The following is a 19,282-nucleotide window of genomic DNA, read 5'->3' as shown; positions in this document are numbered from 1 at the left end:
TGATATAAAGCCTATATTTTTTTCTTGATTAGGATAAAGGAGTTAAATGCAAAAATGTGTAATTGTGCTTAGGTTATGAATGGTTTAAGTTTGGCACTCGCATTGACAAGAAGATTCACTGATTACTAGTATGTAACTGATAAATATATTTAACATTACTTAATATTATTAAGTAAACAAATTTGTTTATTTTTCAGGTATGGAAACAGAATTGGAACTATTAAAAGGATTCATCCTGGCTTTGTTTTGGAAAGGAAGCTTAAAAACCTCCATTTGCGTAAGGGGGCATTTGCGTTTTCTTATCTAAGACTAGTAGTTTTGAGATACTAAAATGAATGCTATTGACTGAGAAAAAAAAGAGCTATAATAAAAAGGGTTTTTGAGAGTGGGATGATATGGAGAAAAGTGAAATCATTCGGTTTTATGCTGCCAGAACTGTTGATAATATATTGAATTCACTTGATCAAAATGCTTCATTATAATACTTTAACGCCTTTGTTGCGTAAAATTTTAGAGCATCTCCTGTTAGCTGATGTTTTTGCTGATTTTAGACTTGTAGGAGGAACTGCATTGAGTTTGCTCATAGGCCATAGAATGTCCATTGATATTGATATAATTCAATAGAAGATTGTGAAGGCTTGGTAAAATAAAGTCTGTATTACAGAATGATAATTGGTTGTAAGCTACTTAAGCCCTGATTATTGAATAAGGACTGTTTGGTTTAATTTCACAAATAATCAGTTTTCTAAATATCCTATTTTTACCTGTTCCAGTAGTTTCATATTCTCTTCAATCGTATTTTGAAAAAACTCTGCCATAATTTTGGCGATATCGCTGGAATGAATATCGATAGTGTTTTTCTTTAATATCTTTCTAATCATTAGAAAAAGGTCTTCGTTTAATTGGGCAATTTTACCCATGTCTCTCCCCAGAACCCTTGCAGCAATCCATTGGAGGTTGATATCATTATCACCAAAAAGGTCGTTGTGGTTTTCATATATCTCATCGGCATACATATCAAAAAAATGCTTTAGGATTTTACTGATGTCTTTGATGTCGTCGCGTCTTATTTCGGGACGTTCTTGAAAAGCAATCAATTTGAGCAGTACAATACCTGGCAAGGTGCAAAATTTGAAACGGTGTTTTTCTTCGAGTTCAGCTTCCGGAAGACCGGAATCATATATCTCTTTGAATCCTGGCATATTGAGACTGGTAAGGCCAGTACCTTCAACTGTTATATTAGATGGTTTGGCTTCGATTTCGCCAAAGGGCATTAGATCTATTTGTATGATATTTTTCCATTTAAGTACAAAACCATTGCCTTTGTAAGGGATGAATCCTTCTACATTGATGAGATATTCTCGGAGAGCGGCATACGTATTTTTATCATTTATAAAAACGGCAAAATCGATATCTCCAGTAACTCTAATGGGTGGTATATCGTTTATGGCAGTCATCCAAACATCGCGTGCCACGGCACCTACTAGATAGAAGTCTATTTTGTATTTATTTAGTCCTTTTTCTAATGCAGTGAGCATTTCTGAGATATGAGGCTGTTGTCGTAATTGTTTAAAACTGATCTTGTAAGTATTCATCGAATATTTTTTGTGCTGTTTCTGTACATCTTCTGTCACCTTTATTCATTAAATCTGCATAGGCAAGGAGTGGATGTACTGTGTTTGTGTTTTCTTGCTCGTTTATCCAAAACTGTTTAAATACTTTAATATTGCCTTCTAAGTCTGGAACGAGACGGTAATTTTTCATTAAAGCACTTGTTTCTTCGTTGGTGTATAGGGTAAATTCCTCCGGACGCAAATAATTGGTGAGAAGATCGCCTGCCGGTTCTCCGCCCCAAATTGTTTTTCCTTTTTTAAGGGGAATATCTTTCCAGTTATAAAAATCATCTTTATTTAGGAAACGAAATGTTCCTATAGCTAATGTTGGCTTTAGGCGCTTTTCATATTCCATAACCCATTTATCTAATAATTTTTTCTTGTTCTCCATCTGGAGTTCATTCTTGGTTAGCTGTATTAAAAAACCTTCCTCTTTTAAGCCATTGAATATGGTGTTTAAAGTACCAATTCCGGTATCCGTTAATTCAGCAATTTCACGATAGGTGTTATTGATACAATCCTTAATCAGGAATTGATAAATCACTTTTAATCCTGTTTTAGTAAAGGCTCTATTGGTTGTTTTATTTTTTAATTCAATAGGGGTATTGCCATCAATGTAGAGATAGATTTCATCATTATTGAGAAATATATTACCATTGGCTTCCAGGTAGGCAATATTTCTCTTTCGTAGCTCTTCCTTTATCTTGGGAAATATACGTTGCGCAACAATAATAAAAGGATTTTTTGTAATAGCCAATTCTTCTATTTTAGCCAGATGTATGTTCCTAAGTTCTTTTTTAATTTCGGCATAAAGAGCTATGTTATGTTTATTCAAGTTGAGGAATAGTTTTCCATCAATTGCATTGTCATTATTGAGTTCTTTCCACTCCACATTGATAGGGCCGCCCTTTTGGATGTTATTTATAGCGTACTGTATGATTTCTTTTTCATTCATTTGTTCATTTATTTGTATCGTTCACGAAAACGTGAACATAAATAATTAATGAACAAATATACGGTTATTATCTTTACAAACAATAGCTGCCATTATAGAAAAAATTACCGAGGTAAACCTGTGTTGGACGTGACCAACAATTTTATATTGTTGAAAATGATAAATTTACTCCCATTATTTGTAAAAAGTTGAAAGAATCATGACATTTCTTTTTTTAATTCCTCTATAAAATAGGTGGTAGGCATACCCGTTTTAGCCAAGAATGCATTTGCAAAACGTTGCGTAGTGCTGAACCCCGCCTCCTCAGCCAGTGCTTTGTTGGTGTAGTTTCTTATTCTTTTGTCTTTATTTAGTAAAGCGATTAGATATTCTATTTTAAGTTCATTGATATATTCAACAAAACCTTTGTTTCTGTAATGATATATTATTTTAGATAAGTATTTGGTGTTCGAATTAAATGCAGCCGATAACTTCACTAAGGTCAGATCATTCTCCAAAAACTTCTTATCTCGTTCGAATTTTTCCAGTTGTTTTAAAACCGTGGCTACGGCCTCAGGATTGATATCTAAAATTTCAGTTTTCTCGATTTTTAGTTTTACTTTGTTTTTGTTCTCGTCGTTTATTTTTAACATCAGCTCATCAAATTTTTGTTTGTATAAACTACGATTTTTAAAATGTCTATAGGTAAAGAAAACAGAGATTGCAAAAAGTAACAGAATGATGCTTATTAGGATAGCATCATTGTATTTTCTTCTGTTAAGCTGATCCTTAATTTTCTCTTTTTCTGTCAATAGTGTTTTTGTATCATACTCTTTATGTATTTTTCCTATGAGATACCTGTAGGTTTCATTCAGTAGCGTATCTGCTTTGAGTAACTGATCTATATAATATAATTGCGCTTTCAGATTATCTTTGGTTTTATAATACGCAATCAGTAATTCATAAACTTCTCGAAGATCAGGGCGTATGTATTTCTTTTTATTAAATGTTTGATCTACTTTTTGGAAATATGATACTGCTATCTCTGGTTTTTTAAGTTCCAAATAGCTTTTTCCAATATAAAAGTTACCTACTGATTCATTGGCAAAATCTTTATTTAGGACTATTTGACCTAATGACAATTTAATTTTCTTGATTGCTGAACCATAATTCTTCATGAAGTAGTCATTGACACCATCGGAATGAATAAAATAAGCATTCATTTCAGTATTATTTAATCTTTTACTTTCCGAGAGGCCAATTCTATTGATTTCGGAACCTAAACCATAGTTTCCAACTTTGGTGTAGCAAACCCCTAAGGAATGTAGCGAATTTAGATAGGGTCTTGGATTTTCCTCTTTGAAATAATTCACACACTCTTTCAACAATGAAATAGCCTCATCATAAAATCCTAAGTAATACTTGATCTGGGCAATATTGTATTTGACTTTATATATGAGGTAATTATCATTAGTTTTTGATATATAGTTATTGGCAATGATATAATTATCCAGTGCTTTGTTTTGCTGTTTAAGTCCATAATATGCAATACCTTTTGAAAGATAAGCGGAACCAATGAGAGCATTATCATTCGATTTTTTGGCAGTATAGACCATGCTGTCTGCATATATCAGCCTTAACTGATCAGGAGATTGATGGAGTGCGTTTTGGTATCCATTGACAAGCTCTTTCCAGTTTTGCTCCTTTTTTGCCTTCTTTATATAGGTATCGATATAAATAGCAGCCTTAGCACCGTCTTTTTTAGATCATAAATCATTTGATCGAGGTATTGATAATCTTTATTCTCTAGGGAATCAGATATTTTATAGCCACTTTTTTGCGCTGTTAGAAATTGCGTCATGAGTAGCAATGACAGAAGTAAATAATTTTGGTTCATAATAGGTAGTAGGTTTGGGATGGGACACTTTGATAAATAATAATTCAAATGCAGGCATTGAAAAAGTTGGGGAAATTTTTCAAAGCTTACTTCAAAAATAACACAAACAATCGTAATGTAGGTAATTATTTAATAAAAAGAGAGTATGGATTTCCACGAAATCCATACTCTATATCGTGGAAAACCACATCTATAGTGTTGCAGGGAAGTTTGTGAGGGAATAGATTTGCTTCGAATTCAAAAGCAAAAATGTTTGGCATAGTGCTTAATAAAAGTTCTGCTTACCCGGGTGAAATGAACTGAGAAGGAATTCTTGGTAACATTTATACAACATTAATCATGAAAAAATTTCTATTATGTCTCGTTTTACCATTTCTTGTAATTTCATGTTCAACGGAATCAGATTTTAATCCATCTGAAAACAGCAATGCCAGTGGACCTGGATTAAGTGCAGATTCTCCGATTCCGCAAAATAGTTCAAACCCTTTTGATAAAATTGGAAAGGAATATTACGACTCAGTTGGGAAATATTTAAAGAATAATAAAGTCCCAAATGATAATCAGGTTATATCCGATCAAATGAAATTAATCATAAGTTCAGAAGAACTGGCCTTAATTATAACTGATCCTGAAAATAAATTGATTGCAACAGTTGAAAGAAGTATTTTAAGTAGGGAGGCTAAAATACATTTGGAACAATTTGTTAACACCTTATTGAAGAGGCAGAACCGCGAGTATAAAACGGTGTATAACGATATCGTTTCCTATGAGACTGCTATTCAGGAAAGCAAAACATTGAATGAGCAGGAGAAAGAAATTATATTGACCACAACCTCCATTACGAGATACTCATTATATGCTGAAACAGAAGAGCATAAAGACAGAGATTGGGAAACTTCCGTGGCCAATAAACAAGCCAATACAAATTCCGATCCTTATAAAGCTTCTATTGTTTCGGTAATCCTACTACTTAGAAAGCTGGTTTAAATACTCCTTTTTAGTTTAATACTCCATTTTGTAAAATGAAATTGCGAGTTATGTTTTACCTCTTGCTTATTATTTTTAATCTAGTTAGCCTTTATTTCATCGTAGAACTTTTGAGCTATGATGAAATAGTGGGTTACCTTATCGACGGAGGAAAAAAGACTGATAGCCCCAGAAATTGGGCCTATTTGTTTTTTATACCTTCCATATCAAATTATATTTTTTCGCATTAATACTTATTGATTTTTTTTCAAGGATAAAATATAAAAGCACAGACTTAAAGATAATTGTACTCTTTTTGAACAATCATAAACATGATAAAGGATATCATAAATTTCGAACTTAAGGATGCTCCTATCAAAGGATTAAACATTCATGTCATCAAAAAGTATGTTATCAAGACAACTCCTAATGAGACATTTATTGTCAATAATTTTTCTATTTTACTTATAAAGTCAGGCAAGTTTAAAATTCAATTAAAAGAAACTACCCAGGATTTATCAACTCAGGATTTAGTCTTGATTCCTAAAAATTCTTTTTGCACCTTACTTGAAGTGAAAGATAAATTGCAACTTTATTTAATCTCTTTTACATCGGAATTTGCGTTTCAAAACTGTTTTAAAAAGGAGCTGGTTGACGCATTTTATTTTTTTATGGCAAAATCTTCTTTAAAAATTAAAGTTGATGAAAAAGACTTTTTAGTATTATCACTTATTTATAAGCTTATTTATTTTGTAAATAGAGATAAAATTCATGGTTTAGAAAGGGAATTGCAATGTATCTGCTTTAATTTATTTCTATATGAATTGAGATTGATTTACGCTAAATATAGTACTGAGGCTTCATTAAACTTCGGCAGAAAAGAAAGTTTGCTAATTCAATTTTTGACCATATTATCGATTCACTGTAAAAAACAGCATAGTGTCCAGTTTTATGCTGGGGCTCTTTTTGTTACCTCCGGTCATTTAAATAAAATAGTGAAGCAAGTAAGCGGTAGAACAGTAAAAATATTAATAGCGGAAGCTATCCTTGCAGAAGCTAAAAATCTGCTTGAAAATTCACACCTGACAATTGTTTTAATAGCTGAAGAGTTAGAGTTCAGCAATGCCTCCAGTTTTAGTGTTTTTTTTAAGAAACATACCTCTTTCACTCCATCTGAATATCGTTCGAATACTATCGAGAGGTTTAGAAGTCGCTAGTTTTCGTTGCATTTAATGTAAATAAAAACAGTAGCATTATGAATAAAATATATCCTTTAGAATGGTTAGATTCTTTAATACTGCAAACCTTTAATCCAAGAAAGCTAAATATAAATTCTGTATCAGAGAGCGATTTGACTCATATATCGGAAAATATTTCAAAAGAAACACAAAAGATCCAAATTCAACTCAAAAATGAGGTATTCTCTTTACAAAAGAAAAGACAGATACGGCTTTTGGTTAGAAAGTATCATTCTACTCTTATTTATCTTCTGGATAATGTAATAGAAAATCGAAAAAGTGATGTTTTTCAAGCTGCGAATATGTCAAATATCATTGATAGGATAATCAATAGCTTGGACGAGCTGCTTTTATTTGTGGAAACGCGTTTCGCCAATTATTTGAGTCTTGACGAGCGGTTACCAATTACTTACCTTATGGTTTCGAGAAATGAAATGGAAATAAAATTGGATAAACTAAAAACAAAAAAAATCAGCAATGAGACTCATCGGGAACTGATGGGAATTGTACTTGCAGTTCTTTACAAATTAGTAAAATCAGATAGAGGTTATAAAGTCACTTACAGGCAAATTCTCTACCTGAAAGAGTTATTGAAAAGCATGGATGGTTTTGACGAATCCGAAAACAGTTCAAGCATTTATTCTTCATTTGATATACTGCTCATAGATTTGAATTTCAATTGTATAGACTATGTCAATTACTTGATTAGTAGAATTGCTGGGGATTTAAGTAGCCTGGCAACTGCCATCGAAAAATTAAGGAAAATTTTATTGTATTTTAAGGAGTTTAGCCAACTGTATTCGAATGAGAAAATTATGTTTGAGCCCAGCCAACAGAATATAAAAAACATACTCGACAATTGGTTTAAGCATGAAATTAACTATATAGAAAAGGGATTGGGATTTTCTCCTGAATCCAAAATCGACTCTTCAATAAAATCCATTGAAGGAACATCAGTTGGAGAGAACAAAGTTGAATGTATGTTATCCATCGATCAAATGGGACTGATTTTAAGAGCAACGGATGAGTCAAGAATTTTGAAAGCAAAGTCGATGAGTCTGGTCTTTAAAACTATTGTTCCTCATCTTTCAACACCTTTTAAAAAAGATTTATCCTATCAGTCGGTAAGGAGTAAATCCTATAATGCTGAAGAAAGAGACAAAGAGATTGCTATTCAAACTTTGGAAAAAATCATAAAAAAGATTAAAACATACTAGTCAGATTGCTTTTGAATTAAAACTAAATCGGTCGTAAATCATTGTTATTTAGTGATAAAAGGGAGGGTACAAAAGGGTACAGGAAAAAGTTGTACTTGTAGGCAAGGGTTTCTAATTGTTCCTTTGACTTATAAAATAAATCATTACACATCTTTAAATGATTTACAGAGAGCATAAAAGGAAGTTGAACAATTAATAGAGAGGCTATGTTTACAAATATTACTTGGAGCAATTATAGTATTGCAATTGGGTTATTGTTATTGATTTGGTATTCGTTTTTAGGGTTCCGATTTTATTATCAGGAATTGAAAGAGATTGTTGCAGGAAAACGAAAGATACAATTCCCCGTGTTAGGGGGAAATAAGATTAGGCAAACTCGCTTTGAATCAAGTGACATGACTAATTCAAAGTCTGAACTTTCTTGTTCTGAATCGTTCAACACTGTAGAAGATACAGAACAATTATCAAGTCTTCTCATAAATGCCATAAAGGAAGGTGTTGAAAGAAATTTTTCAAAAGAAGAGGTTCGAATTTACTTAAAACTAATTCTTAATGATTATCCCTCTGTCAAGGAATCTTCTTATCGTTCAACAATAAATGAGCTCATGGTCTCAGAATGTGAAAAACACCCACAGATGATTTTAACTTATGCCGAGCTGGATGGTTTGTGGGATGAGACCATTTAATAGTATGAAGTGGAGAAATGACCCCTGTTCACTCTGGTGCGGTAGGGCTTGATGTGACAGGAAATAGAGTTTGTAACAGCGGTATTTCTCTGCTTTTTATTAGTAATAAAAAACAAAAATTAAAATATTAGATTATGAAAAAACGTGAGTGGGAATTGAAGAGGTTAGGACTTGAAAAGGTAGGATGTATTGTAGCTCTAGTGCTGATATTGGTTTGCTGTTTTCAGGGTTATTCGCAGGATGGAGTCGCAGGGATTAACGAAGCCAATCAAAGGGTACGAAGTTACTTTGATGCTGGGACTGAACTGATGTATGCGGTAGGAGCTATACTAGGGTTAATTGGGGCAGTAAAGGTTTATCAGAAGTGGAATGCAGGAGATCCAGACACAGGAAAAGTTGCAGCGGCCTGGTTTGGAAGTTGTATTTTTTTAGTTGTGGTGGCGACAGTAATCAAATCATTCTTTGGAGTTTAGAACAATTAAGAAATATGATCATTCAAAAATTGAAGCAAATATTTAAGAAAACAGTATGAGTAATAGTGTCTATCAAATCAATAAAGGTATTAATCAAAGCATTGAATTCAAAGGTCTTAAAGCGCAATATATATGGTATTTAGGTGGTGGAGTAGTTGTTCTGATGATTCTTTTTGCAATTATGTATATTATTGGCTTGCCCTCAATTATCTGTATTGGAATCATAGGAGTGTCAGGAACTCTATTGGTTGTAAAAATTTACAAAATGAGTAATCAATATGGTGAATATGGTTTGATGAAGGCATTAGCTAAAAAGCAAATACCAAAAAATATTAAAGTGTATAGCAGGCGAGTTTTTATGAAGTGATAGCTTTTGGAACAGTAATGGTAAAAAATGGAGAGCAATGGAAAAGAGGATGGAGGATGTTTTACCGATTATGGATGTGCAACACGATTGCATTTTGTCTAAACAGGGAGATGTAACTGTAGTATTTAAAGTGGACCTTCCTGAGATCTTTACTTTATCAGATCAGGAATATGAAGCTTTTCATCAGTCATGGGTTAAGGCTATAAAAGTGCTCCCTAAGTTTTGTGTATTTCATAAACAAGATTGGTTTATTGAAAGTAAGTACCAGCCTGACTTTGAGAGTGATGATAGTAGTTTTTTAACAAGAAGCAGTGAGCGTTTTTTTAACGAACGGCCATTTTTGGATCATTCCTGTTATATTATGCTTACCAAGAAACCGTTAGGAAGGAAAAATTCCAGTTCTATGTTTTCCAGTTTGATAAGAAACTCCTTGGTTCCCGATGAAACCTTACAACCGCAATTACTTCAAGATTTTCTTGATTGTGTCGGTCAATTTAAACGGATTATGGATGACAGCGGGTTTGTAAAACTCACACGTCTAGGCGATAATGCCCTACGCAGTCAAAGTCGCAAATTGGGCCTTATAGAGCAGTACTGTTTTTTATCAGACAGGGAAAGTTCCTTTGTTTTTGGTGATGTAAGATTTGATGATGGATTGCAGGTCGGGGATAAACATTGTCAATTATTTACTTTGGGTGATGCGGCCGACCTTCCTGCTTTATGCGGTTCCAGAATTAATTATGACCGGTATTCTACAGATAAAACAAAGTTCAGTATCGGCTTTGCTTCAACTTTGGGTCAACTGCTTTCGTGCAATCATATTTACAATCAATACGTATTTATTGAAGACGCACAAAAAACAATCCAGAAATTGGAAAGTAAAAGACTTCGTCTACAATCCTTATCGGCTTATAGTCGTGAGAATCTCATTGCCCGAGATGCTACGAATGATTTTTTAAATGAAGCAATTTCACAACAGCGATTGCCTGTAAAAGCACATTTTAATGTATTGGCGTGGACTGAAGAAAAAGAAGTTTTGAAGGATATTAAGAACAAGGTATCGTCGGCATTAGCTCAAATGGATGCTGCAGCTAAACAAGAAACGATAGGAGCTGCACAGATTTATTGGGCTGGAATGCCAGGGAATGAAGCTGACTTTCCTATGAACGATACTTTTGACACTTTTACTGAACAAGCAGTCTGTTTTTTAAATATGGAAACAGGGTATCGTTCTTCTCTCAGTCCTATTGGGATTCGATTGGGAGATCGGCTTACCGGGAAACCGGTTCATGTCGATATTAGTGATGAACCCGTAAAAAGGGGAATTTGCACCAACCGTAATAAGTTTATACTGGGGCCATCGGGTAGTGGGAAATCATTTTTCACCAATCACATGGTAAGGAGTTATTATGAGCAGGGAACACATATTGTGTTGGTCGATGTTGGTCACAGCTACAAAGGATTATGCGATATGGTCGGGGGGTATTACTTTACGTATGATGAAAAGAATCCAATTCGATTCAATCCGTTTTACATTGGAGAGGGTGACAGTCTGGATACAGAGAAAAAAGAAAGCATTAAGACACTATTGTTAGCATTATGGAAAAAAGACAATGAGACTTTTAATCGGAGTGAATATGTCGCTTTGTCGAATTCTTTGCAACTCTACTATGAGAAGTTAGAAGCCAACCCAAATCTTTTTCCATGTTTTAATAGTTTTTACGAATTTTTGAAAGATGATTTTGTACCGATTTTAGAAACGGATAAGGTGAAGGAGAAAGATTTTGACGTCAATAATTTTCTCTATGTTCTACGGCCTTATTACAAGGGAGGTGAATTTGATTATTTGCTAAATGCAACTGAAAACTTAGAACTGTTAACAGAGCGATTCATCGTATTTGAGCTGGATAATATCAAAGACCACCCGATACTTTTTCCAGTGGTAACGATTATCATCATGGAAGTTTTTATTAGCAAAATGCGCAAATTAAAGGGTGTCAGGAAAATGATTTTGATTGAAGAAGCCTGGAAAGCTATTGCCAAGGAAGGTATGGCTGAGTATATCAAATACCTATTTAAAACAGTTAGAAAGTTCTTTGGAGAAGCTATCGTGGTAACACAGGAAGTGGAAGATATTATTTCCTCGCCTGTAGTCAAGCAGGCTATCATCAACAATAGCGACTGCAAGATATTGCTGGATCAGAGTAAATACCAAAATAAGTTTGATCAGATTCAAGAATTATTAGGATTAACGGAAAAGGAAAAAGCGCTGGTACTTTCTGTTAATAAAGCAAATGATCCTGATAAAAAGTATAAAGAGGTGTTTATTTCATTAGGGGGGATGTCATCCAAGGTGTATCGAACAGAAGTTTCTTTGGAAGAGTATTTAGCATATACAACGGAGGAAACAGAAAAAGTAAAGGTTCAAGCCTATGCCAAAAGGTTTGGTGGTGATATAAAAAAAGCTATTGCAGCATTGGCTTTTGACTTACGGGAGCAAGGATGAGAACCACAATTAAATAAGGGTTACCAAAATTTTTGAGAGACAGAATTTAAATGAAAAGGAAAAATGAAAACAAAGACAAAAATAGTAAGCTGTGTGTTGTGCTTGTTTCTTATCAGTACTCCGGTCAGGCCGGCAGAAAGCACAATGGCATTTCCAATTGTGGAGATTGTGAGAGCGGCATTAATTGCTGCGATAAAGGCAGTTGATCTTCGAATACAGCGATTGCAAAACAAAACCATTTGGTTGCAAAATGCGCAGAAGAAAATCGAGAATATATTATCGAAAGTAAAATTGGATGAGATTTCAAAATGGACCCAGAAACAGCGTGATCTCTATAAAGAGTATTATCAGGAGCTGATGAAAGTAAAGTCAATTATCACTTATTATCAGCGGATCAAAGAGATAACACAAAAACAAACCCGGCTGGTTGAAGAATACGAAAGAGCCTGGCGCTTATTTCAGCAGGACCGTCATTTTAGTGTTGAAGAATTGGAATATATGCAAAGAGTATATTCCGGTATTTTGGAAGAAAGTGTAAAGAATATGGATCAAATCTTCCTAATACTGGATTCATTTACGACACAAATGAGTGATCTAAAAAGGCTTGAAATTATTAATGCTGCTGCAGATCAAATTGATTCCAATTATGATGACCTGACACTTTTTAATAAACAGAATATACTTCTGAGTTTGCAAAGGGCTAAAAACAGTAATGATATTAACGCTGTCAAGAAGTTTTACGGAATTCTATAAAAAGAGATCAAAATGAAAAAGATAATTGGATTGTTGCTTATTGCCTGTTTTATTCCTGAAGGGTTACAGGCACAAGATAATCAGCAAAAGGAGTTGTTATTGCAAATTGCAGCGCTTAAAGTGTATATAGATTATGCTCAAAAGGGTTACAGTGCGGTAAAAAAAGGCCTTCATTTTATTGGTGATGTCAAGAAGGGGGAACTTAACTTACATGAGGATTACTTTTCTTCTTTGACGAAAGTTAATCCAAAGATTAAAAACTATGTAAAAATTGCGGAGATCATTTCCATGCAAATTAAAATTATAAAAGATTATAAAAGGACTTTGAAGCAACTGCATAATGATGATTTATTCCATGGGGATGAGCTGGACTATATTCAGCGGTCTTTTGATCGGTTGCTTACTAATTGTAACGCCACTTTAAATGAACTCCTTGAGGTCACTACTGATGCAAGTCTTGAAATGAAGGATGATCAAAGAATCGAACGTATTGATGGCCTGCATCAGACTATGATGGATGATTATTTGTTCTGTCAAAGTTTTTGCAATCAAACGAAGAAACTGTCTTTGTCAAAAGCTAAAGAAAATAATGATGTGAACTGGGGTCGTGTTTTGCGTGGCCTGTAAAACAATACGTTATGAAAAGGGTAAAAATACTGGTCGTACTGCTTATGGTGTTATTAATCCCAAATAAGTCGGTTGCGCAATATCAGGAAATGCAGCAATTGTTATTGAATATTGAGAAGCTCGGTCAGTTCAGAGAGATTTTAAAGGATATGAAAAAGGGCTATGAAATCTTAACTGGAGGTTACAAGGCAGTTAAAGATATGTCACAGGGCAATTTTACTTTGCATAAAACATTTCTGGATGCATTGATGCAAGTTAGTCCTGTTGTAAAAAATTATAAACGAGTGGGGGATATAATCAATTATCAAATTCTTTTGATAAAAGAGAGTAAAATTGCTTTTAGGCGGTTTGCCAATAGTAAAAGTTTTACGGAAAAAGAAATCACCTACTTTGAAAAGGTCTATGAGAATTTATTCAAAGAAAGTCTCAGGAATTTAGATGAGTTAACTACCGTAGTAACTGCCGATAAACTAAGAATGTCTGATGATGAGCGTTTGGAAGTTATCGACGCCATTTATTTGGAAATGCAGGACAAGTTGATGTTCTTAAGAAACTTTAATGCTTCCAACAATGTACTGGCTCTCCAACGAGCCAAAGAACATAACGATATAAATTCCCTACGTGGTATTTATGAAATAGAAAACTAATAATCCAAGCTATGCTACAATTGAATAGAACGGTTGCTTTTGTGACCGCAGGCTTGCTATTGCCTTATATTAGTCATGCACAGGGTGTCGGTGATGAGATGAATAGTCTTCATATGATATTGGATCAACTCTATGATGAGATGATGCCATTATGTAATAATTTATTGGGTGTAGGCCAGGGAATTGCCGGTTTTGCAACGATTTGGTACATCGCTGCCCGAGTGTGGCGGCATATTGCCAATGCAGAACCAGTTGACTTTTATCCACTATTTCGTCCTTTCGTTATTGGCTTTTGCATCATGATTTTTCCTTCGGTGCTTTACATGATCAACGGAGTGATGAAACCTACTGTAACGGCAACAGCTGCTATGGTTGAAGGTTCTAATAAGGCTATTGGCGTACTGTTGCAAAAAAAAGAGGAGGCTATAAAAAGTACCAATGCCTGGCAAATGTATATCGGAGAGTCTGGAGATGGTAATCAAGACAGATGGTATAAATATACTCATGACAATGCAGATCCTAAGGAAGAAGGTATGTTAGAAGGTGTAGGTAACGATATCAAATTTGCCATGTCCAAAGCCTCTTATAATTTTCGGAATTCTGTTAAAGAATGGATGAGTGAGGTTTTAAGGGTTCTTTTTGAAGCAGCATCATTGTGCATTGACACCTTAAGAACTTTTCAGCTGGTAGTGCTTTCAGTTTTGGGACCGCTTGTTTTTGGAATTGCAGTTTTCGACGGATTTCAACATACACTGACTGTCTGGCTGGCAAGATACATTAACATCTATTTATGGTTGCCCGTGGCCAATATTTTTGGAAGCATCATCGGTAAAATACAGGAGAAGATGCTGGAGATTGATATCGCGCAAGTTAATAATTATGGAGATACATTTTTCAGCAGGACAGACATGGCGTATCTCATTTTTATGATCATTGGTATTGTCGGTTATTTTACGGTTCCATCAGTGGCTAACTACATCGTTCATGCAGGGGGTGGTGGTGCTTTAGTTCAGAAAGTGACCAGTGTTTTCGGAGGTTCTACCACTTCCGTAATCAACAGGACTAGCCAGGGAGCAGGAATGGTGCTTGATGCAATGGGAAGTACTGCAGGGAAAGTGTCACAGAGCATGTCTTCTTCCGCACAGACTTCCCCTTATTTTGAAGAAAAAGGGAGCTATATGAGCGATAGACTTAAAGGGAATTCTAAATAATCTAAAAACACAGGAAGCATGTTTACCAAAATGAAAAACATAGATACGGCATTCCATTATGTAAGAGGATTTACAATGTTGGTTATTGTCGGTTGCATAATAATTTGTTGCTATACGCTATACAGCAGCTTCATGACGGTTACCGAGATGCAGGACAGGGTTTATATTTTGGCCAATGGGAAAGTATTAGAAGCTTATTCCTCTGATCGAAAAGACAATATCCCTGTTGAGGCCAGAGATCATGTGAAGACTTTTCACAGATTCTTTTTTAGCCTTGATCCGGATGATAAGGTAATAAGGGATAATGTTACCAAAGCTCTGTATTTGGCTGATGACAGTGCCAAAAGAATATATGATGATCTAAAGGAAAACGGTTACTATGCAGGTATAATTTCTGGGAATATCAGTCAGACTATAACTGTAGACAGCATCAATATCGATATTAATGAATATCCGTATCGTTTTAAATGTTATGCTAAACAGAAAATTATCCGTACAACCAGTATTTTAAATCGAAACCTTATCACCGAAGGTACTTTACGTAATGTATCAAGAAGTGATAATAATCCCCATGGATTTTTAATAGAGCGATGGAATACAATCGCGAACCAAGATTTAAATGTTGAAAACAGAAATTAGAAAAGTGATGTGGTCTTTAATTAAAAAGTACAAAACTAAATCTGCTGCTACAGCTGAAGCTAGGCACAACGATTTTTTTAAAACCACTAGGTTATGGCTATTTATCGAAGATAAGTGGGCTAAAAAGATGAGTTCAATAACATCAAGGCTATCTGAGAGTATGTTGATTTGTCTATTGGCTTTATTTGTAGTCCTGGCAGGTGGTGCCTGCTTCTATAGTATTTCTAAAAGCTTTTCAAATGCAACTTCCTTGGATATAAAAATCATACGCATAACTAAACCAGTTGATGCTTTTGAGAAATCCTTTGGGACTATTGGTAGTCCGCCGCCAAGTTCCAGAAATGAATTTAAAAGAGTTATTGATTTTAAGATGTATTTAGACAGTCTTGGAAGGAGCCCTGCTGGCAAAACCTTATATGATAGTATTGATAAGTGCCGACCAGGTCTGATGGATAGTCTCATTTTTATTGAAAATTATTATAAATCAAATTTTAAATATTAAACCTATGGAACAAAAAACATTATCATTAAGAGAAGTAAAGCATCGCAAAATGCTTTTGGTTTTACCAGTGTTGACTTTACCGTTTATCACTCTTTTATTTTGGACGCTTGGAGGTGGTCAGATGAGTATTGCCAGTACTAAACCCGAAGAAATAAGAGGTTTTAATTTTGGTCTTCCGGAACCTAAATTTAAAGTGGATTCTGATTTAGATAAAATGAGTTACTATGATGAGGCCGCGCTTGATTCTATAAAACTTCACGAACAAATCAGAAATGATCCCAATTATCCAGGAGAAACATATTCGAACGATTTGGGTTTAACAGAGAATGATGGAGTACCTGAACCTAAAAATAGTGGGAAGAGCAGAAACGTTTTGAATACCAATTCGTTTAAGGACCCCAATGAAGAGAAGGTCTACCAAAAATTGCGAGCTCTTCAAAAAGCAATTAGTCAACCTCCGGATGCCAATGAACAAGAGCAGGATTTAAGTGAATTTGAGAGACCGGAGACCTCAAATATGGTATCAGATGATGTGAGAAGTTTGGAACAAATGATGTCAACAATGAATCAACCCCAAGAGCCAGATCCTGAGCTCAAACAGTTGGGGGGCATGTTGGAGAATATATTAGATATACAGCATCCTGCACGTGTTGAAGAAAAATTAAGAAAATCTTCTGTAAATCAAAAAGACAAGGAGTTTTCAGTAGATAAAGAAATGAACGGAGATCATGTCACTTTACTGCAAGTATCTAATCAAACTTATCGGAGCAATCAGGGGGCGCCTAAAAAACAGAATTCCTTTTTTTCTTTGGATGAAAATTCAACCGAGGACCAATTAGAAAATGCAATTAAAGCTGTTGTGCACCAAACGCAAACTATAGTTGATGGTGCCACTATAAAACTCCGATTGTCCGATGATATTTTTATAAATGGGATCCAAATTCCAAAGAATAGTTTCCTTTTTGGAATTGCTTCTTTAAAAGGAGAAAGGCTGGTTGTTAAAATAAGCAACCTAACATATAGAAACTCCATTTTCCCAATAAGCCTTTCTCTTTATGACATGGATGGAATTGCGGGTATATATATTCCGGGAGCCATTGATAGAGATGTTGCAAAGGCTTCGGCAGATCGCTCTATACAGACATTAGGAGTTGCGAGTCTCAGTGATTCATGGGGAGCGCAGGCTGCGGGAATGGGTATCGAAGCGGCTAAAAGCCTTTTGAGTAAGAAAGTCAAATTAGTTAAAGTAGTGGTAAAAGCTGGATATCAGGTATTACTTTATGATGAGAAACAAAGGAATTTGAAATAACTCTAAAAATATAAAAGATGAAAAATTATAATTCATGGATCGTGGTAGGTGTTCTTTTGATTGCATTTTCAGGATTAGCGCAGGTAATGACTAAAGGTTTAAATCTGTCTACAATTGAATCTAGTGATTTACAAATTGGCTATTCGAAAACAACCAGTATTGTATTTCCGTATGCTATTAAAAGTGTGGACAAAGGAAGTCAGGACGTTTTGGTTCAAAAAGCCAAAGGGGTTGAAAATATTCTATTAGTAAAGGCTGGACAACCAAATTTTACAGAAACGAATCTCACTGTCGTTACAGCAGATGGGAGACTCTATAGTTATATTCTCAATTATGAGGAACATTGCCCAGTTTTGAATGTGGTCGCAGTTAAGACAACAGGTTTGGATCATGAGGCACTTTTTGCCGCTGAAAATGAAAACCAGAGAGAATTAGAGCAATATGCTTCATTGGCTCTTTCGAAGAAAATAAAAATCAAGGGGTTAAAAGAAAACAGATTTCATATCAAACTTCAAGTCAATGGAATATTCATTCATAAAGATGTGATGTATTTCAGATTATTACTGGGCAATAGATCTAGAATTAATTATGACATTGATCAGCTGCGTTTTTTTATCCGAGATCAAAAGAAATCTAAACGGGCAGCTTCGCAAGAAATTGAAATTTTACCATTGTCTTCGACTTCCAATGTTCATACAGTACCGGACGAGTCAGAGGTTAGTGTGGTATTTGCTTTGCCCAAATTTACCATCCCTGAGAAAAAATATTTTACTATTCAGCTCATTGAAAAAAGAGGAGGGAGATACCTGGAAATTGATGTAAAAAATAGGGAGCTTGGCCGTTTAATGCTTCTAACGAGTTTATAAAACAAGTATAAATTTAAAATTGAATATTATGAATCAGAAAAATTTCGAATACTTAAAAGACCAAATTAAATTCACTGGATTTGGTGAGGGAATGGAAAATGCATTAAAGGAGAAATTGGAAAAAGGAGATACAGAATTTACATTGAACCATAATATGAAATATGGTAATGATTTTGTGTCTGCAACCTTGAACTTTAAGAAGTCCGATCAGAATGATATGTATTTCTTCAATTCCTATAAAGTAAGCCTTGAGAAAGACCAATCTAAGATAGCATTGGAGCAAACTTTTTACATCAATAAAGATAATAATATTACTGCAAAGGAAGCTTATAACTTAATGGAAGGTAGAGCAGTAAATAAAGATCTTAAAAATAAAGAGGGAGAACTTTATAATGCCTGGGTTAAAATGGATTTCAAAGAAGCGGATGAGAAAGGTAATTTTAAGTTGAATCATTACCATCAAAACTATGGTTATGACCTAGAAGGCAGTTTGGGAAAACATCCAATAAAAGAATTGGAAAATGCGCAGCAAAAAGACGATCTGGTTAATTCACTCAAAAAAGGAAATGTGCAATCTGTAACTTTTATGATAAACGGAGCAGAGAAAAAGCAATTTATTGAAGCTAATCCTCATTTTAAAACGATTAATGTTTACGACGGGAGTATGCAGAGAGTCAATAATCGTGAGAATAAGGACCAAAAGCAAAATGAATCGGAAGGGAAATCCGCCGGCAAAGAGGCTAAGCAAAAACAGGAGAGTGATAGTGAAGGTTCGGAACCTATAGACAAGGGGAAGATAAAGAGAAAAAAGCAATCAAATACCATATAATT

At 34.6% G+C, this 19,282-nt stretch carries 20 protein-coding genes; 17 read left to right on the top strand and 3 right to left on the bottom strand.

The window, feature by feature from the left end; all coding sequences use genetic code 11:
• The first annotated feature begins 468 nt into the window (after positions 1-468).
• Complete coding sequence (locus ABEB23_RS04880) at positions 469-624, top strand: nucleotidyl transferase AbiEii/AbiGii toxin family protein (protein WP_348811294.1); 156 nt, start codon at positions 469-471, stop codon at positions 622-624.
• Between the two features lie 113 nt (positions 625-737).
• On the opposite strand, the gene ABEB23_RS04875 is transcribed toward ABEB23_RS04880, so the two are convergent.
• The 3 genes from ABEB23_RS04875 to ABEB23_RS04865 all read right to left on the bottom strand — a co-directional run bounded on the left by ABEB23_RS04875 (position 738) and on the right by ABEB23_RS04865 (position 4,163).
• Positions 738-1,595 (bottom strand): hypothetical protein, encoded by an 858-nt coding sequence (locus tag ABEB23_RS04875; RefSeq protein WP_348811293.1) that lies wholly within the window; start codon positions 1,593-1,595, stop codon positions 738-740.
• The gene (locus ABEB23_RS04870) at positions 1,570-2,568 is read right to left on the bottom strand and encodes a type IV toxin-antitoxin system AbiEi family antitoxin (RefSeq protein ID WP_348811292.1); all 999 of its coding nucleotides are present in this window, start codon (positions 2,566-2,568) and stop codon (positions 1,570-1,572) included. The genes ABEB23_RS04875 and ABEB23_RS04870 overlap by 26 nt, the downstream gene beginning before the upstream one ends.
• Positions 2,569-2,765: 197 nt before the next feature.
• Positions 2,766-4,163, bottom strand: coding sequence for an AraC family transcriptional regulator (locus tag ABEB23_RS04865; RefSeq protein WP_348811291.1), 1,398 nt, complete (start codon positions 4,161-4,163; stop codon positions 2,766-2,768).
• 620 nt (positions 4,164-4,783) lie between these two features.
• On the opposite strand from ABEB23_RS04865, the gene ABEB23_RS04860 reads away from it, so the two are divergent.
• The 16 genes from ABEB23_RS04860 (at position 4,784) to ABEB23_RS04785 (ending at position 19,280) form a co-directional block, all read left to right on the top strand.
• The gene (locus tag ABEB23_RS04860; RefSeq protein WP_348811289.1) at positions 4,784-5,431 is read left to right on the top strand and encodes a hypothetical protein; all 648 of its coding nucleotides are present in this window, start codon (positions 4,784-4,786) and stop codon (positions 5,429-5,431) included.
• A gap of 311 nt (positions 5,432-5,742) precedes the next feature.
• Complete coding sequence (locus ABEB23_RS04855; protein WP_348811288.1) at positions 5,743-6,627, top strand: AraC family transcriptional regulator; 885 nt, start codon at positions 5,743-5,745, stop codon at positions 6,625-6,627.
• A gap of 38 nt (positions 6,628-6,665) precedes the next feature.
• On the top strand, positions 6,666-7,865 hold the full coding sequence (locus ABEB23_RS04850) for a hypothetical protein (protein ID WP_348811287.1): 1,200 nt from the start codon (positions 6,666-6,668) through the stop codon (positions 7,863-7,865).
• 206 nt (positions 7,866-8,071) lie between these two features.
• Positions 8,072-8,551 (top strand): hypothetical protein, encoded by a 480-nt coding sequence (locus tag ABEB23_RS04845; protein ID WP_348811286.1) that lies wholly within the window; start codon positions 8,072-8,074, stop codon positions 8,549-8,551.
• Between the two features lie 131 nt (positions 8,552-8,682).
• Positions 8,683-9,024, top strand: a complete 342-nt coding sequence (locus ABEB23_RS04840; protein WP_438861670.1) for a DUF4134 domain-containing protein — start codon at positions 8,683-8,685, stop codon at positions 9,022-9,024.
• Between the two features lie 55 nt (positions 9,025-9,079).
• Positions 9,080-9,391, top strand: a complete 312-nt coding sequence (locus tag ABEB23_RS04835; protein ID WP_348811284.1) for a DUF4133 domain-containing protein — start codon at positions 9,080-9,082, stop codon at positions 9,389-9,391.
• A 37-nt stretch (positions 9,392-9,428) separates the two neighbouring features.
• The gene (locus ABEB23_RS04830) at positions 9,429-11,897 is read left to right on the top strand and encodes a TraG family conjugative transposon ATPase (protein ID WP_348811283.1); all 2,469 of its coding nucleotides are present in this window, start codon (positions 9,429-9,431) and stop codon (positions 11,895-11,897) included.
• Between the two features lie 63 nt (positions 11,898-11,960).
• Positions 11,961-12,650 (top strand): conjugal transfer protein TraI, encoded by a 690-nt coding sequence (locus tag ABEB23_RS04825; RefSeq protein ID WP_348811282.1) that lies wholly within the window; start codon positions 11,961-11,963, stop codon positions 12,648-12,650.
• Positions 12,651-12,662: 12 nt separating this feature from the next.
• Positions 12,663-13,277, top strand: a complete 615-nt coding sequence (locus ABEB23_RS04820; protein ID WP_348811280.1) for a hypothetical protein — start codon at positions 12,663-12,665, stop codon at positions 13,275-13,277.
• 11 nt (positions 13,278-13,288) lie between these two features.
• A complete protein-coding gene (locus tag ABEB23_RS04815; protein ID WP_348811279.1) occupies positions 13,289-13,924 on the top strand; it encodes a TerB family tellurite resistance protein in 636 nt (211 codons plus the stop codon).
• Positions 13,925-13,935: 11 nt separating this feature from the next.
• On the top strand, positions 13,936-15,135 hold the full coding sequence (traJ, locus tag ABEB23_RS04810) for a conjugative transposon protein TraJ (protein ID WP_348811278.1): 1,200 nt from the start codon (positions 13,936-13,938) through the stop codon (positions 15,133-15,135).
• A gap of 18 nt (positions 15,136-15,153) precedes the next feature.
• Positions 15,154-15,774, top strand: coding sequence for a conjugative transposon protein TraK (gene traK / locus ABEB23_RS04805; RefSeq protein ID WP_348811277.1), 621 nt, complete (start codon positions 15,154-15,156; stop codon positions 15,772-15,774).
• 127 nt (positions 15,775-15,901) lie between these two features.
• Positions 15,902-16,276 carry a hypothetical protein gene (locus ABEB23_RS04800; RefSeq protein WP_348811276.1) on the top strand — a complete coding sequence of 125 codons (375 nt, stop codon included), beginning with the start codon at positions 15,902-15,904 and terminating at the stop codon, positions 16,274-16,276.
• Between the two features lie 4 nt (positions 16,277-16,280).
• Positions 16,281-17,585, top strand: coding sequence for a conjugative transposon protein TraM (gene traM, locus ABEB23_RS04795; protein WP_348811275.1), 1,305 nt, complete (start codon positions 16,281-16,283; stop codon positions 17,583-17,585).
• 17 nt (positions 17,586-17,602) lie between these two features.
• A complete protein-coding gene (gene traN, locus ABEB23_RS04790) occupies positions 17,603-18,451 on the top strand; it encodes a conjugative transposon protein TraN (RefSeq protein WP_348811274.1) in 849 nt (282 codons plus the stop codon).
• A 28-nt stretch (positions 18,452-18,479) separates the two neighbouring features.
• Positions 18,480-19,280: a hypothetical protein gene (locus ABEB23_RS04785; RefSeq protein ID WP_348811273.1), complete on the top strand. Its 801-nt coding sequence runs from the start codon at positions 18,480-18,482 to the stop codon at positions 19,278-19,280.
• Positions 19,281-19,282 lie beyond the last annotated feature (2 nt).

The sequence above is a fragment of the Flavobacterium maritimum genome (genome assembly GCF_040049085.1).
GTDB lineage: Bacteria > Bacteroidota > Bacteroidia > Flavobacteriales > Flavobacteriaceae > Flavobacterium > Flavobacterium maritimum.
This window is presented reverse-complemented; position numbering and strand designations above follow the sequence as displayed.